The organism is Pontibacillus yanchengensis (assembly GCF_009856295.1).
Lineage (GTDB): Bacteria > Bacillota > Bacilli > Bacillales > BH030062 > Pontibacillus > Pontibacillus yanchengensis_A.
Genome location: NZ_WMEU01000006.1, coordinates 205,061 through 220,034, shown reverse-complemented (window position 1 = coordinate 220,034; position 14,974 = coordinate 205,061). Strand labels below are relative to the sequence as shown.

The window sequence follows — 14,974 nt, the reverse complement described above, 5'->3', positions numbered from 1 at the left end:
TTCCCCCTATACGATTGCTGTTGCAAACGAACCGTCTTGATCTAATACCACGTTATCTATAAGCCGAGCGTGCTTAAAATACACAGCAACAGCGAGTATCACTTGTTCATGAAGTTGGTTCACACGCTCCAAATCAGGGTATGACAAGAGATCAACATAATCTATTTTACCATGGGTGTGTGTATGAATGAAATGAGAAACTTCCTGAATAATCCCCTGTGCATCATGTTCACCTTCTCGAATGAGTTCTTGACCATGAAGAAGAGCTTGGTAAATGTAAGGTGCCTCATTCCGCTCCTGATTAGATAAATTTACATTTCGGCTACTCTTAGCAAGTCCATCTTGTTCTCTAACAGTAGCAATTGGTCTGAGTTGGACAGGGAAGTTATAATCTTGCACTAGTGCATCAACTACAGCTACCTGTTGGGCATCTTTCATACCGAAATAAACATAGTCAGGATATACTATATTAAATAACTTAGCTAATATTGTAACAACACCATCAAAATGACCCGGACGACTTTGCCCACATAAGACATTCACCCTTTGATGAACTGTCATTTTGATCGTTTGATCCTTTGGATACATTTCATTTACATGAGGATAAAATAATATATCTACTTGTTCCTTTTCTGCTATATTTGTATCATGCACTTCATCTCGAGGGTATCGTTCGTAATCTTCATTTGGTCCAAATTGAAGAGGATTAACAAAAATGCTTGTCACGACAATATCATTCTCCTCCCGAGCTTTCGTCATCAGTTGTTGATGACCTTCATGAAGATACCCCATTGTGGGAACGAAGCCAATGGATTTACCTGATTTTTTCAAATGGAACATATAGGATTGCATGTCACGTATAGACTTAACAATCTTCATCTGAATGCCCTCCATATATACGAGGTAAAGATTCTTCTTTCATATGGAAACTTTGTTCATCATTCGGAAAAGTGCCTTCATTAACACCTTTGATGTACGCACTTATGGAAGATTTTATTTGTTCATTAGCATCCATGTATGATTGAACAAACTTTGGGAGACGATCAACACCATATTGAATAATGTCATGGTAGACCAATACTTGACCATCGCATTCAACTCCTGCACCTATCCCTATTACAGGAATGTTTAGTTGTTGTTGAACCTCACGAGCCAATTGTTTAGGTACACATTCCAATACTAGTGCGATTGCGCCTTGCTGTTGGATAGCAATAGCATCTGATATAAGCTGTTCAGCAGCCTGAGAATCCTTGCCCTGCACACGGTAACCACCTAGTACATGGACGGATTGTGGCGTTAACCCTAAATGGCCAACTACGGGAATGCCTCCTTTTGTTAAGCGCCCAATCACAGATATAACCTCTCCTGCACCCTCAAGTTTTAATGCTTCAGCTCCAGTTTCTTGCATCATACGCATTGCTTGCTTCATGGTCTCTTCTTCAGAAATATGATAAGACATAAATGGCATATCAATTACAGTAAATGTGTCAGCTGCACCACGCTTAACAGCCTTCCCATGGTGAATCATGTCTTCTACAGTTACAGGTACTGTTGAATCATATCCCAAAACCACCATACCAAGAGAATCCCCTACAAGAATCATGTCTACCCCTGCTTCTTGAGCTAGCTTTGCTGAAGGGTAATCATAAGCTGTGATCATAGCAATTTTTTCGTTCTCTTTTTTCATTTTCTTAAGTTGTGTACTAGTTTTCATCGTATTAATCATTCCCCCATTGTATCTCCGCTGAATAGAGGGTTTGCTCCTTCCCCTCTTCATTTACAACACGTAATGCTCCATCACTTTCAATACCCATAATTCTTCCTTTCCATGATGATTGGTAGGTTTGAATAGGTACCATTTCACCTATACGGTAGCCAAATGCCTCCCACCGTAATTTCACTTTCGAGAACCCATCTTTAATAAATTCTTCGTATCTCTTCTCGAATGTTTGAATGATTTCACGAATTAAGCTTGAGAGATCCCATTCTTCCCCTGACTCAATTTTCAGGGAACTTGCTTTATCCCTTATTTCTTCTGGAAAGGTTTCTATCGGATGGTTTACGTTAATTCCCATCCCTAAGATGATGTAATTAATTTGGTCTTGTTCAGCTTGTAGTTCTGTCAATATGCCAGCTAACTTCTTGCTATCAGTTAAAATATCATTTGGCCATTTTATTTGAGGCTTGATTCCACAGTATTCTTTAAACACTTCCGCCAAAACGGTAGCTGCAAGCAATGTGATTTGTGGTGATTTATAAGGCTCAAATGTGGGACGAAGGACGATACTCATCCAGATACCATCCCCTTTATGGGAATGCCACGAGCGATTTAACCTACCTCTTCCATTCGTTTGCTCATCCGCAATTACAATGGTTCCATGAGGTGCACCTTCTTGAGCTGCTTGATGAGCTAGGATTTGGGTGGACGTAACAGATGACTTATGAATAAGTCTTTGACCTAACCAGTTTGTTTTCATCCCCCATTGAATCGTATTCTCACTCACTTTATTTGGAAATGAAATAATTCGATAACCTTTTCGTGGAGCAGCTTCTATCCCATATCCATCTTTTTCTAGTTCCTTCATATGCTTCCAAACTGCTGGTCTGCTAATATGGAGATCTTCGGACAGCTTTTGACCAGATACATATCCTTCTTCTACCTGAGATAATAGTTCAATCAATCTTCCTCTTGTGGATTCCATTGTAAAACCCTCTCTTTAAGGATTTCCTTCTCATTTGTTATGTGACCTTCTATGACAAGTCTCTCTATTGTAACAAGCATCGACTCAATCCAAGGTCCAGGGGGATGATTAGAAAACCAAGATCTTATATCTTTGCCGTTAATGGATAATTCTTCCCTTCGATGAATTGGTAATGCTTCAAACATCTTCTTAGCTGTTTTTATATCAATCTCGTCTTTAGCCCTCATTAGATTTGAAATACGGACAAATGGAGATAACAGCTCAAATCCAAGCTTATATATCGTCCATAATTCATTTCCCACATGCCATTCATTATAAGAACTTACCAACAGAGATGCCTTTCTTTTTATTTTGTTTGATAGTTTCCATTCTTTTACCCAATATTCTATTGGAAAAGTAGGCTCAAACAAATGAAATATACAGAGTGCCTCTGCAAAGTCACCTAGAGCCCTCCATTTTTTCGTAGCACAATAACGCATAAGAGAAGGTTCTTCTTTAAAAACCGGTAAATGTTGATCTGTGTTTGAATGAATAAACAAAGGCCAGGCTTTAGAGGCATGATGACCTTGTATAAGCTTTTCGAATTCAATGGATAAACGTTCAACAGCAATATTTTCTAGTAAGGGTGCGTGCTGTTGTATTGCTTGATATGTAGTAGAAGAAAGAGTGAAACCTAGTTGACTAACGAATCGAAGTGCCCTCATCATACGAAGCGGATCCTCTTCAAAGCGATCATCAGGCTTTCCAACCGTCTCTATTTCTCCTTTAGTTATCGCGTTTAGTCCATCATATGGGTCAATTAGTTCTCCATCAATCCCCATTGCAATTGCATTCATCGTAAAATCACGTCTCGATATATCTTCGTAAATGTCTTTTACAAAATGAACATGGTCTGGATGACGGTAATCATGATAATCTCCTTCAGTACGAAAGGTTGTGACCTCATAGCTTTCTTCATCATACCTCACCATTACAGTTCCATGCTCAATGCCTACAGGTATAACTTTTTCAAAAAGCTCTTGAACCTGTTCTGGTTTAGCGGAAGTGGCAATATCAATATCACCAGTTGGTCTTCCTATTAAAAAGTCCCGGACAGCTCCACCGACAAAATAAGCTTGATATCCGTTTCGATGCAAGGTTTGTAATATAGGTTCAGCCTTCTGAAAAGCATTATTCATAAGCTCCATCCCTCTGAACTAATAAGTCGTTATAAATATCCTCGTACTGTTTAACAATGGTTTCTGATTGAAATTCAGTTCGAACGCGCTTTAATCCATTTTCAGAAAACATTTGCCACTTTTCAGGATTAGTAAGTAGCGTAATGGCTCTTGAAGCAATGGTATCCACATCCCCAACTGGACATATAAAACCATTGTATTCATCCATAATCACTTCAGGTATGCCTCCTATATCAGTGCCAATACAAGGAACACCACAAGCCATCGCTTCTAGTAGAACAAGTCCGAAGCTTTCTTTTTCAGATAACAATAACTTTAAATCAGAAATGGATAATAATTCTGATACATTTTCTTGCTTGCCTAGAAATAATACTCGATCTCGTAAACCCAACTCACTAACAAGCTGACACACTTTAGAATACTCAGGCCCATCCCCAACTAATAGTAATTTTGCTTTCGTGTGGGAGGCGATTTGATGAAACGAATGAATGACATCAGGAACTCGTTTAACTTGCCTAAAATTGGAGATGTGAATGATAACATGATCATCATCTTCTATCCCATATTCCTCTTTTAAATGAGCTTCATTCCGTTGCCTATATTCTCGTTCATCAACAAAATTATAAATAACATCCATTTCTCGATTGACTTGGAGCATATCTTTTGTTTGTTCTACAAGACTATGGGATACAGCTGTTACTCTATCCGATTGTTCAATGCCAAATCGAATCATATTTTTAAAGCTTGAATCTACACCTAAGACGGTTATGTCTGTTCCATGTAATGTGGTTACAATCTTAACGTCATGCTCCACCATCTGCTTTGCCAAGATTGCACATATAGCATGGGGCATTGCATAATGCACATGAAGAATATCTATCTGCTCTCGATTGATAACCTCTGCCATCTTATTTGCAAGTGCCAAATCATATGGAGGATATTGAAAAACAGCATAATGATTCATTTCTACTTCATGATAGTAAATATTTGGATAAATTCGTTTTAACCGGAAAGGGACGCTAGAAGTGATAAAGTGAATTTCATATCCTCTCTCCGCTAATAATTTTGCTAATTCTGTAGCGATTACCCCTGACCCACCTACAGTTGGGTAGCAAGTAATTCCGATTTTCGTTCGCTTCATTCTTTTCTCCCTTGCTGTTCATTCTTTTTTCTCTTTTCTCTCCAGTTTAAATCACCACGTTCAATGGCTTGTACTAATATCTCAGCTCCAGCGAGATTTGTAGCCAATGGAATTTGATGAACATCGCACAACCTCATCAGTGCACTTATATCTGGCTCATGGGGTTGTGCTGTAAGTGGATCTCGTAAAAATAAGACAACATCCATCTCATCTTGAGCTATATAGGCTCCTATTTGTTGATCGCCACCAAGAGGTCCTGATTGAAATCGATGTATAGATACGCCAGTTGCCTCCGCTATCTTTTTTCCCGTCGTACCTGTAGCAAATAGTCGGTGTTTTTCTAAGATATTCTTATATGCAGTCGCAAATTGAACTATATCTTCCTTCTTTTTATCATGGGCAATCAGAGCTATATTCATGATATTCACCTTCTACTCCAATAAATTTTCCAAACCATATACAAGTACTTGCAAATTTAATACTTTCTCTATGGAAAGTTTGACGCCTGTCATAAACGATTCACGATTGATTGAATCATGCTTAATCGTTAGTGTCTCACCAGTCGACCCAAACATTACTTCTTGATGGGCAACTAAACCAGGTAGTCGTACGCTATGAATTTTCATACCATCCACATCTGCACCACGCGAACCATCTAATGTTTCTTTTTCCTCTGGATGCCCTTGTTTCTTTTGATCACGAACCTCTTGTATTAGTTCTGAAGTCTTTACAGCTGTACCACTAGGTGCATCTAATTTATTATCGTGATGACGTTCAATGATTTCTACATCTGGGAAGTATTTAGCAGCCCATTTAGAAAATTGCATCATTAAGACAGCACCAATAGCAAAGTTCGGCGCTATGACAACACCTAATTCTTTATCTTCAGCCATCTGTTCTAACTCAGTCAATTGGTCTTTTGTGAATCCTGTAGTTCCTACTACAGGCCTTACTCCGTACTCTAAAGCAAGACGTGTATGCTTATATCCAAACTCAGGTGTTGTTAAATCAATTAATACATCAGCTTCTATCTCTTGTAAGCACTGTTCAATGTCCTCATAAATTGGAGCGTCGAGATTTGGGAGGTTGTCAATGTCTTTAACGGACAAGCCGCCATGCTTATGGTCGACACAGGCCACTAAATCAAAATGGTCTTGCTTTTCTATCATTCGTAAAGCTTCACTCCCCATTTTACCTCTTGGTCCGGCTACAATAATTTTTGTATTACTCATCTGAAACTTCCTCCTCTATTGGTATCCATCGATTATTATCTCTTTTTCAAACTTATCCATTACTAAGGAAAATCTTTCACGGACGTTTATATGAAGTGAATTAGCAAAACAATGCATAACAATGAAACGTTCACCATTGTCTTCTTTGCTTCAGAAGATTACTTAAGCATTTCTCCATAGTTATGAACTAGTTATTTAACTAATCCAACAGCTCCCTATGTTATTTTGGTTCATCATACTTCGTAACGTAAAGTAATTTCCTTTACATTATAATATGTATTTTCATGTACTAAATCCTGCATTTCCACTATGGTTAAGGTCTGATTACCTTATTCCATTTTACACCTCTTTCATAAAGCTAGTTATCAACCTTCTTTCATGTTAGCTAAAAGGGGCTTGTTTGACAAATTTTTTGCTACCCTTAAAGTATTCATTGCTCCAAATTCATGAAGTTGTCTATAATAGATGGAGTGATGGAAAGAGATTTATTAAAAGGGGGTATCTGTTTGTTCGGTATAAAATTTAAAAATATTATCTTCATACTCATAGGATCAGCTATATTCGGTTTTGGAATTGTACATTTTAATATGCAGAATAATTTGGCCGAAGGTGGGTTCACTGGAATCATTCTTATTCTAGACCACTTTGGACTTAATATATCAATCATGAATCTGGTTTTAAATATTCCAGTGTTTATTATTGGTTGGAAATTATTAGGTAGAAACACACTGATTTATTCGATCATCGGAACGTTTGCTGTTTCATTCTTCCTATGGATATTCCAAGTATATATGATTGAAATCGACTTACGAAACGATATGACGTTAGCTTCACTTTTTGCAGGAGTGTTTATAGGACTCGGATTAGGAATTATCTTTCGTAGTGGAGGAACAACTGGTGGCGTTGATATAATTGCTAGATTAGTGAATAAATACTTTGGAGTCAGCATGGGACGGACAATGTTTTTATTTGATACTGCTGTCATCGCAGCTGCAGTTCTTTTTTATCTTGACCATATAGAAGGAATGTACACATTAGTAGCTGTTTTTGTAGGTGCAAGAGTTATTGATTTCATCGTAGAAGGATCATATGCAGCTCGAGGAGCTACTATCATTTCACACGAAAGTCAGGCCATTTCTGCTAAGATCATGAAAGAAATGGACAGAGGTGTTACCGTTTTAGCTGGAAAAGGTAGCTTTACTGGAGAGAGACGAGATGTTCTTTATTGTGTTGTTGGTCGAAATGAAATTATTAGGTTAAAAAATATTATTAATTCTGTTGATCCACATGCGTTTGTTGCAGTTACATCTGTTCACGATGTACTAGGTGAAGGCTTTACGTTAGATGAAAATAAAAATCCAATTGAAAAGTAATAAAACTACTTGCCCAGTTTACAATAATTTTCAAACGTAAGAGTTGACAACCTTACATTAATTGGTATATTTTCATTTAGGTAGGGAATATTTTGAATTATTCTCAAAAATTAGGAAGGAATAGAGAGGGGTCTTGGAAATGAAGAAATTACTTCTTACATTAGGCATTTCATCCATCCTTGTTGTAGCAGGATGTGGTGGTGAAGAAAACGGGGATAGTACCGATACCGAAGAGAATCAAGAATCACAGCAACAGGAAGAAACGACTCAAGAAAATGAAAGCTCAAATGAGAACACAGAAAACTCTGATAACGCAGAAAGTGATCAACAGTCAGCTCAATCTGTTTTAATGGACACTCAATTAAAAATGGCAGATACAGTACGTTCTCATAATGCGAAAATAGTAGGCGTTCAATCGGATATTGCCAAGTTAGAAGGCGGCGAAGATGTTGAAAATCCTGAGGAACTAAAATCAAGTATCAAGGAAAAAGCGAAAGAAGCTCAAACTGCTGCAGAAGAAGCTATTTCATCTTTAGACTCATTTGAAGTACCTAGTGATCTTTCTCAAGAGCAACAGGACACTATGAAAAGCGCTATTGAGGATTTAAAAGCGTATTTTACCGAAGCTAAAAGTGCGTTGGACAATCCACTCGAAGCAGACTTCTCTAAAGCGGAAGAAAAGTTTAATACTTTCTCTAAAAAAATGAAAGGTCTTTACGAAGAAGTAGACCTTGTCACACCAGATTTCTATAAAGAGTTCCAATAATCAATTAGATTTTACTATCATATCAAAAGAGCTTAGGAAGTCCTAAGCTCTTTTATTTATGGATCTATTCCTATTAAGCCCCATTATCTTGAAGAATTAGAATCGAGATACATCTGGCATCTAGAAAAAAGAGGGATGTTTCCATTGCTTTATATCGCCGTGGAACAACTCACTTCCTGCCGGCGAACCGGCAAGTCTCCTCGAGCCCAAAACCAGGGATCTGTGGGGTCCTGCCTAACTCTGTGTTGGGTAGGAAACTGCGAGACTCCCGAGGGGGAATGAGGTAGGTGTGAGACCCAGGAGATCGAAAAGGCTAACCAGCCTCTCGCCCGCAGGAAAGCGAGTTGTTTCCTATCCCCCCCCCCCTCTAACTTTCATTAAGTGTGGACCCATCCAAATTTATCTCAACTTCATGTCTTCCATATTAATAATACCCAGTTCTAAAGCCGAATGATATTAAGAAAACAGAAATTTATAAAAAAATCCGAACTATTTCGAATCCTCAAAAGAAGATTTCGAATTATAGTTCGGATTTTTAATAGGCTAAAACAAATATGTCCCAGCCCCTTTTAATTGATTTAATCTTCATTCATTCCTACGAAAATAAGAACAAAACGTAGTAGTTCTAGAAGCGCTACTAAAGCTGATGCTACATACGTTAATGCAGCTGCATTTAGTACTTTTTTGGTTTGCTTTTCTTCGTTGTTACGAATAACACCTGAAGAAATCAAGTGATTCATTGCCCTGTTTGAAGCATCAAACTCGACAGGAAGTGTTACGAATTGGAATAGAACTGCAAATGCCATGAAGACAATCCCAATCAATACTAGACCTGAAATTGAGAAAAGAACACCTGCAATTAAAATAAATATAGACATGTTTGATCCTATACTTGCTACAGGTGCTAAGGAAGAACGGAATTTTAAAAATGCGTATTCCTCTGCATCCTGGATGGCATGACCTACTTCGTGAGCAGCAACTGCTTGGGCTGCGGCTGATGGCTCATGATAGTTACCTGAAGATAGGCGGACGACCTTTTTGCGAGGATCATAATGATCCGATAACATGCCTTTCACTTCTTCAACAGCAACATTATACAGTCCATTTTCATCTAATATTTTTCTGGCTACTTCTGCGCCAGTCATGTTTGATTCATTACGGACTTTCGAATACTTCTTATATGTGCTCTTCACTTTCCATTGAGCCCATATAGGGATGATGAGGAGAATAGCTAAATAAATTAAATAGCCTCCAAATCCACCAAAAATCATTTTTCATTCCTCCATAGGTGTTATAAACTTCTTTATTATAAGGTCAATTTTAGTCAAAAAAAAGTCATTCGTCAACTATCTCGCTCTCTCGATTTAACTTCTTGTTCAGATTCACCTCTATATTTTCTCCAACCTACATAAATTAATGTAATCACAATCAGTCCACCAACAGTCCACATTAACCAAATAAACTCTGGCTCCTCTGTAAGCCCCTTTTTCTCCTGAGGTTGAATATTCTCTAATACATTGGCTAATTCTAGAAGTACTTGAGCCCTATTTTCATTAGGACGCTCTGCTAGCTGTTTTAATAAAGCATACTGTTGTACTTCAACTTCCATCATATCATTTTTTTCTAATGACGTATGCATAGCAGGTAATATGCTTTCATATAGCTGATAAATTTTTTGTAATGAATGATTAGATACAGGTTTTTCTGTACTTAAGGTTTGATCTATTAGCTCAATGATATGACCTCTCCAAACATCCCATAATGGATCTACTTGATTTTCATGGGCATCTACATATAACGCAACTGTTAAGGCTCGATTATATCTTTCCTCTCTTGTGGCTTCTTCATCCTCCAAGGTGTATCTTGTTTCTTGTATAAGCATGTTCAAATCATAAGGGCCGTTCCGAATCTTTGCTATTTCTTCATCCAAAGTCAGCCGCTCCACTTTAGCAAGGATTGCCTCAGCAGCATCCATTCGTCCTTCTTTAATCATCTGCAAATACAAATACGTACTAGACTGTAGCTCACTCAAAGAAGTCTCAGCTCGAACGACTTGTCCCGGTACTAAAAAGAGTATCATCACGATACAAAGCACTATTATTCTACTCTGTTTTTGTTCAAATATCCGTCTCATATTGGTCCCCTCTCACACAAACCTTGTGCTTACAATGTATGTGTGAACTACAGGGATTAGTACAAGCGATTAGAAATTATATGTCTTTTGAACATTTTGTTTAACGGTAAGGAGATAAGCAATAAATAAAGAAAGAATGCTTAACCAAAATGTGACGTATCCTATTTGATTTATGTACTGGTTCAAAATTCCATATACTGGCATCATACCAAACACATAATCAATAACGTCGTTATGTAACGTCCATATTGCAGCAACTACAAGATGTCTTATTTTAATTTTATAAAATGGCGCATACAATAATCCCTGTATAGCCATTGCTCCATGGGACGCAATTAACATATAACCTGCTGGGGAAAGGTACCCTGATACAATCAATGTAAGTAAATTCATCATTACAGCCCATACTCCATATTTAAAGAGAGTTACAATAGCTAGAGCTTCTATGTATGGTACATGTTTTCCAACAATTAAAAATGCCAAAAAAATACAAAAAAACAAGCTCGCTGTTGGACTATCAGGCACAAATATCAGAAAATGATCTGGCGTTACAGCTAGTTGCCCTCTGTACCACCAATAACCGTAAGCCGTACCTACTATATTTATGACTAACAATAGAGCTAGAAATCCCTTCTGCTCTAACACATATTTAATCATACAATCCCTCTCCATTTAGAAAAAGAAGCTGGCTTATTGAAGCCAGCTTCTTGTTTCATTGGTTATTATTCATTCATTAACGTTGTAAAAGAAAGAATGTCAGAATAAAGACTCCTAGCCTCCATTTGTTGGATTAGCAACAAATTCTGTAAGCTTATTAATGTCTCCTTCTGGTTTTCCTTTCATAACAGCAGGCATACTACCTTTACCATTTGTAACAATTTGCTTAATTTCATCTTGAGAAAGCTTACTATTTACTAGGTTAGGTCCTGCGCCTCCACCTAATTCCTGTCCATGACAAGAGGCACAGTTCTGTTTAAAGATTTCATAGCCTGCAGCTTCTGTGTTAATACTCGCAGTATCACCAGAGTTTCCTTCAGATTCTCCTTCAGAACCTCCTTGGGAATCACCTTCAGAGCCATCTTCGGAATCTCCTTCAGAACCTCCCTCAGAGCTACCATCAGAAGAGCCACCTTCAGATCCTCCTTCACCTCCACCAGCAGGATTCTTAACGAACTCTGCAAGTGTTTGAATCTGTTCTTCAGGCTTCCCTTTCATAACAGCAGGCATGTCACCTTTACCGTTTATAGCAATTTCTTTAATCTTATCAACCGACAACTCTGTACCAACTAAGGAAGGTCCTACTCCTCCTCCTAGTTCTTGACCATGACAGGAAGCACAATTCTGTTTAAAGATTTGATAACCTTCAGCTTGTGTATTAATCTCTACATCCTTAGTAATCTTACCTGATTCAGCACGCGCTTCCCAATCAACGTGGTCTGCTGCTTCCCAAGTAAGGAATACAGTTGCAGCTAAACCGATTAACATCAATGCATTTGATATTGGACGCTGAAATGGACGTCGGCCAGGTCCAGCATCTAAGAATGGTGCTAGTAATAATGCACCAAAAGCTAAGCCTGGAATAATAAATGCGCCAAGAACAATATAAGGTCCACTGGCGAATTCATACTTTAAGAACTGATAAAGAAACAAGAAGTACCAGTCTGGTAGTGGAATATACCCAGCATCTGTTGGATCTGCCATTTTTTCTAAAGGTGATGGTGCCACAACAGTTAATGTTAAGAAACCTATTAAGAAAACAGCACCTACCAACCATTCTTTTAATAAGAAGTTTGGCCAGAACGCTTCTGTTCTACCAGGATATTCAGAATAGTCTTTTGGTATATTCGGTTTCTTTTCTGCCGGTACACGTGAGTCACCAACAAATTTCATACCCTTTCCCCTATGCACAGCGTTCCCTCCTTTGTGTGTCTGTATTTTTTAAACGTGTTCTATAGTGGGCCAGAAATACCTTGCTTACGAATCATCACAAAGTGAGCTCCCATTAAACCAAACAATGCAGCAGGAAGGAAGAATACATGAATTGCGAAGAATCGAGTTAAGGTTTGAGCACCTACAATTTCCGGGTCACCAGCAAGTAAAGTTTTTACTTGCGTACCAATTAATGGTGTTTGTTGGGCAATCTCTAAGCCAACCTGTGTAGCAAAGAACGCTTTGTTATCCCAAGGTAAAAGATAACCAGTAAATCCAAGTCCAAGCATTACGAAGAATATTAATACCCCAACAACCCAGTTTAATTCACGAGGTTTTTTATAAGCGCCTTGGAAGAATACACGTAATGTATGTAAAAATATCATCACGATAACTAGACTCGCACCCCAGTGGTGCATGCCTCGAACAATTTGTCCATATGCTACTTCTTTTTGTAAGTAATAAACAGATTTCCATGCATTCTCAATATCTGGTACATAATACATGGTTAAGAACATTCCAGACAACACTTGTATTACTGTAATGAAGAACGTTAAGCCTCCGAAACAATAAACAAATGCAGAAAAATGATGAGCAGGGTTTACGTGTTCTGGGACTTCGTGATCCGCAATATCACGCCATAAAGGTGTAATATCAACACGTTCATCAACCCAATCATATAGTTTTTGAAGCATGTTTTACACCTCCATATTCGGTACTGCTTCACCTAAGTAAAGCGTTCCATCTTTTACTTTTGTCTTATACGAATCTAACGGAGCTAGTGGTGGTGTGCCAGGAACATTTTTCCCACTTTTCTCGTACAAGCCACCATGACATGGACAATAGAATCTATCTTCGTGTCCTTGTCCACCTTCCCAGTTGACAACACAACCAAGGTGTTTACAGATTGGAGATAGAGCAACGATTTCGTCATTCTCCTTTTTATACACCCATGCAGCTTTTGTTACTTCAGAGGTGTACCATGCATCTACTTGTTCAATTTTGAAGTTAAAGCGTTGAGGTTCTTTAGTTAATTTACTTACCTCTGTTACCGCTACAAAATCCCCCTCTTTCTTCGGTTGAAGAACAGGATCAACAGCCATACGAACCATTGGAGCAAGCATTGCTGCACCCATAAATCCGCCTACACCTGTTAGTGTGTAGTTTAGAAATTGTCGACGGGATACTTGTTGCTTTCTTTCGCTCATTGTTTTCCCCCCTCTATCCATATAATCCAACGTTTACACGAACGTTCATGGAAAAATATCACACAGTTTACTAGGACATTACTATGATAGCGCAATCTACTTGTCCGGTCAATAATGAGAATGGAATCGCTTCAAGAATTATTCTTGCCAATATGCCATAATTAATTCTGTAACTTGATTAATTTGTGATTGGACATATTTTTGTGCCTCCTCACTATGTAATGTGTCAACTTGTCCTGCAGGTAACCAAATAAGAGAGCCTTCTAATTTACGTTCTTGTTTCTTCCACTTTGGGTCCATTGTAAACAATAGAATATGTTTGAATCCTTGTGTCTCGGCTTCTTCACACCATAGATTCAGCCTATTCATTTCATGTTCTATATCTGTACTAGGAGAATACGTATAGGATGGGGATAGAAAAATCCTTCCTTTAAATTGCTTTTCTATCTCATTTGTAAACACTGTTAAAAGTTCATGCTGAAATGCCATCGATACTAATTGTTTATCATCAGTATTAAAAGATACTGGTAAAAGCGGAATTACTATTGTATCTACATATTCTTTAGATTGAACATACATATTCATGTCTTCTGTTTTCCATTGCATAACCAAAAACCTAACCTTCCATTATCTATTAGTTATTCTCTATTGTACTACAAAAATCTGTGTTGAAAAGAAGTTAACCTGTAACAACTAAAAAAAATACACCCCTATATCCTTTATGGGGTGTATTTATACTGTAGCTCTTTTAGTTGAAGGGAAAGTCTCTGGAATGTTTCTTTATCACCTGTATCTAATGCTTCATCAATTTGTTGCATTAATTGTTCTGTTTGATAGTTTGAAATGGATGTTTGTAAAATCTTTTCTGCTATTTCTTGATCTTTTTCTGTTATAAAATAATCCTTGGGCATAAACGGGTTTTCTTCTAAAACAGCAGCATATTGTGATGATTGATGACCATTTTTGAAGTTCAACTGAATATAAACAGCTTCATTTCGGTTTAATCGAATATCATGGAAGGATTTCTCGGCATCTGTTGTCATAATTTGGTCCTTATAAAAACGAAACGGTACTTCTTCCACACAATGAGTTGAGATAATAATACCTCGCGGACAGAAACGAGCCTCTTCTACAAAATGAACATTTTCCATTATTGTGTCATGATTAATCAAATAATTCAGGATCCACACACTTTCTCGGCGCTTCAATTGATAATGATTCAAAAACCAACGAACAAATTCCTTTTTATCCTCTACCGATACAGGCGTTTTCACTTCCAGGACCTCCTTTTTTAAAAGAGATGAATCACCA

Annotated in this window: 16 protein-coding genes and 2 pseudogenes; 2 read left to right on the top strand and 16 right to left on the bottom strand. The window is 37.8% G+C overall.

Annotation, left to right across the window (positions count from 1 at the left end; genetic code table 11):
* Positions 1-6: 6 nt before the first annotated feature.
* Genes panC through dapB form a run of 7 tightly spaced genes read right to left on the bottom strand, consistent with a single transcriptional unit; the run spans position 7 to position 6,253 of the window.
* Positions 7-879 (bottom strand): pantoate--beta-alanine ligase, encoded by an 873-nt coding sequence (gene panC / locus GLW08_RS17510; RefSeq protein WP_160849941.1) that lies wholly within the window; start codon positions 877-879, stop codon positions 7-9.
* Positions 866-1,714 (bottom strand): 3-methyl-2-oxobutanoate hydroxymethyltransferase, encoded by an 849-nt coding sequence (panB, locus tag GLW08_RS17505; RefSeq protein ID WP_160849940.1) that lies wholly within the window; start codon positions 1,712-1,714, stop codon positions 866-868. Before panB ends, panC begins: the two co-directional genes overlap by 14 nt.
* A 4-nt stretch (positions 1,715-1,718) precedes the next feature.
* Positions 1,719-2,702 (bottom strand): biotin--[acetyl-CoA-carboxylase] ligase, encoded by a 984-nt coding sequence (locus GLW08_RS17500; RefSeq protein WP_160849939.1) that lies wholly within the window; start codon positions 2,700-2,702, stop codon positions 1,719-1,721.
* A complete protein-coding gene (locus GLW08_RS17495) occupies positions 2,678-3,880 on the bottom strand; it encodes a CCA tRNA nucleotidyltransferase (protein ID WP_237458491.1) in 1,203 nt (400 codons plus the stop codon). Before GLW08_RS17495 ends, GLW08_RS17500 begins: the two co-directional genes overlap by 25 nt.
* Positions 3,873-5,021, bottom strand: coding sequence for an N-acetyl-alpha-D-glucosaminyl L-malate synthase BshA (gene bshA / locus GLW08_RS17490; RefSeq protein WP_160849937.1), 1,149 nt, complete (start codon positions 5,019-5,021; stop codon positions 3,873-3,875). The genes GLW08_RS17495 and bshA overlap by 8 nt, the downstream gene beginning before the upstream one ends.
* Positions 5,018-5,440: a methylglyoxal synthase gene (mgsA, locus tag GLW08_RS17485; RefSeq protein WP_160849936.1), complete on the bottom strand. Its 423-nt coding sequence runs from the start codon at positions 5,438-5,440 to the stop codon at positions 5,018-5,020. Before mgsA ends, bshA begins: the two co-directional genes overlap by 4 nt.
* A gap of 12 nt (positions 5,441-5,452) precedes the next feature.
* Entirely contained in the window at positions 5,453-6,253 is an 801-nt protein-coding gene (dapB, locus tag GLW08_RS17480) for a 4-hydroxy-tetrahydrodipicolinate reductase (protein WP_160849935.1), read from the bottom strand.
* 473 nt (positions 6,254-6,726) lie between these two features.
* Here dapB and GLW08_RS17475 point away from each other — a divergent pair, with 473 nt between their 5' ends.
* Positions 6,727-7,626 carry a YitT family protein gene (locus GLW08_RS17475; protein WP_160849934.1) on the top strand — a complete coding sequence of 300 codons (900 nt, stop codon included), beginning with the start codon at positions 6,727-6,729 and terminating at the stop codon, positions 7,624-7,626.
* 139 nt (positions 7,627-7,765) lie between these two features.
* Complete coding sequence (locus GLW08_RS17470) at positions 7,766-8,392, top strand: hypothetical protein (RefSeq protein WP_160849933.1); 627 nt, start codon at positions 7,766-7,768, stop codon at positions 8,390-8,392.
* Between the two features lie 578 nt (positions 8,393-8,970).
* On the opposite strand, the gene GLW08_RS17465 is transcribed toward GLW08_RS17470, so the two are convergent.
* The 9 genes and pseudogenes from GLW08_RS17465 to GLW08_RS17430 form a co-directional block, all read right to left on the bottom strand.
* Positions 8,971-9,663 (bottom strand): zinc metallopeptidase, encoded by a 693-nt coding sequence (locus GLW08_RS17465; protein WP_160849932.1) that lies wholly within the window; start codon positions 9,661-9,663, stop codon positions 8,971-8,973.
* Positions 9,664-9,734: 71 nt separating this feature from the next.
* Positions 9,735-10,526, bottom strand: a complete 792-nt coding sequence (locus tag GLW08_RS17460) for a sporulation protein YpjB (RefSeq protein WP_160849931.1) — start codon at positions 10,524-10,526, stop codon at positions 9,735-9,737.
* A gap of 69 nt (positions 10,527-10,595) precedes the next feature.
* A complete protein-coding gene (locus GLW08_RS17455; protein WP_160849930.1) occupies positions 10,596-11,183 on the bottom strand; it encodes a DUF1405 domain-containing protein in 588 nt (195 codons plus the stop codon).
* Between the two features lie 114 nt (positions 11,184-11,297).
* Positions 11,298-11,513, bottom strand: a pseudogene (locus GLW08_RS22460) (c-type cytochrome); the annotation flags it as partial.
* 162 nt (positions 11,514-11,675) lie between these two features.
* Positions 11,676-12,434: pseudogene (locus GLW08_RS21985) on the bottom strand (c-type cytochrome); the annotation flags it as partial.
* Between the two features lie 41 nt (positions 12,435-12,475).
* On the bottom strand, positions 12,476-13,150 hold the full coding sequence (qcrB, locus tag GLW08_RS17445; protein ID WP_036818569.1) for a menaquinol-cytochrome c reductase cytochrome b subunit: 675 nt from the start codon (positions 13,148-13,150) through the stop codon (positions 12,476-12,478).
* 3 nt (positions 13,151-13,153) lie between these two features.
* Entirely contained in the window at positions 13,154-13,663 is a 510-nt protein-coding gene (locus tag GLW08_RS17440) for a ubiquinol-cytochrome c reductase iron-sulfur subunit (protein WP_160849928.1), read from the bottom strand.
* Positions 13,664-13,801: 138 nt separating this feature from the next.
* Positions 13,802-14,269, bottom strand: coding sequence for a YpiF family protein (locus GLW08_RS17435; protein ID WP_160909241.1), 468 nt, complete (start codon positions 14,267-14,269; stop codon positions 13,802-13,804).
* A 113-nt stretch (positions 14,270-14,382) separates the two neighbouring features.
* The gene (locus GLW08_RS17430; RefSeq protein WP_160849926.1) at positions 14,383-14,937 is read right to left on the bottom strand and encodes a ReoY family proteolytic degradation factor; all 555 of its coding nucleotides are present in this window, start codon (positions 14,935-14,937) and stop codon (positions 14,383-14,385) included.
* Between the last annotated feature and the right edge of the window lie 37 nt (positions 14,938-14,974).

What these genes read in the sequence shown, in the direction of transcription:
- panC (WP_160849941.1), bottom strand. Translation starts at nt 879, where the DNA reads ATGAAGATTGTTAAGTCTATACGTGACATGCAATCCTATATGTTCCAT.
- panB (WP_160849940.1), bottom strand. Translation starts at nt 1,714, where the DNA reads ATGAAAACTAGTACACAACTTAAGAAAATGAAAAAAGAGAACGAAAAA.
- GLW08_RS17500 (WP_160849939.1), bottom strand. Translation starts at nt 2,702, where the DNA reads ATGGAATCCACAAGAGGAAGATTGATTGAACTATTATCTCAGGTAGAA.
- GLW08_RS17495 (WP_237458491.1), bottom strand. Translation starts at nt 3,880, where the DNA reads ATGAATAATGCTTTTCAGAAGGCTGAACCTATATTACAAACCTTGCAT.
- bshA (WP_160849937.1), bottom strand. Translation starts at nt 5,021, where the DNA reads ATGAAGCGAACGAAAATCGGAATTACTTGCTACCCAACTGTAGGTGGG.
- mgsA (WP_160849936.1), bottom strand. Translation starts at nt 5,440, where the DNA reads ATGAATATAGCTCTGATTGCCCATGATAAAAAGAAGGAAGATATAGTT.
- dapB (WP_160849935.1), bottom strand. Translation starts at nt 6,253, where the DNA reads ATGAGTAATACAAAAATTATTGTAGCCGGACCAAGAGGTAAAATGGGG.
- GLW08_RS17475 (WP_160849934.1), top strand. Translation starts at nt 6,727, where the DNA reads ATGGAAAGAGATTTATTAAAAGGGGGTATCTGTTTGTTCGGTATAAAA.
- GLW08_RS17470 (WP_160849933.1), top strand. Translation starts at nt 7,766, where the DNA reads ATGAAGAAATTACTTCTTACATTAGGCATTTCATCCATCCTTGTTGTA.
- GLW08_RS17465 (WP_160849932.1), bottom strand. Translation starts at nt 9,663, where the DNA reads ATGATTTTTGGTGGATTTGGAGGCTATTTAATTTATTTAGCTATTCTC.
- GLW08_RS17460 (WP_160849931.1), bottom strand. Translation starts at nt 10,526, where the DNA reads ATGAGACGGATATTTGAACAAAAACAGAGTAGAATAATAGTGCTTTGT.
- GLW08_RS17455 (WP_160849930.1), bottom strand. Translation starts at nt 11,183, where the DNA reads ATGATTAAATATGTGTTAGAGCAGAAGGGATTTCTAGCTCTATTGTTA.
- qcrB (WP_036818569.1), bottom strand. Translation starts at nt 13,150, where the DNA reads ATGCTTCAAAAACTATATGATTGGGTTGATGAACGTGTTGATATTACA.
- GLW08_RS17440 (WP_160849928.1), bottom strand. Translation starts at nt 13,663, where the DNA reads ATGAGCGAAAGAAAGCAACAAGTATCCCGTCGACAATTTCTAAACTAC.
- GLW08_RS17435 (WP_160909241.1), bottom strand. Translation starts at nt 14,269, where the DNA reads ATGCAATGGAAAACAGAAGACATGAATATGTATGTTCAATCTAAAGAA.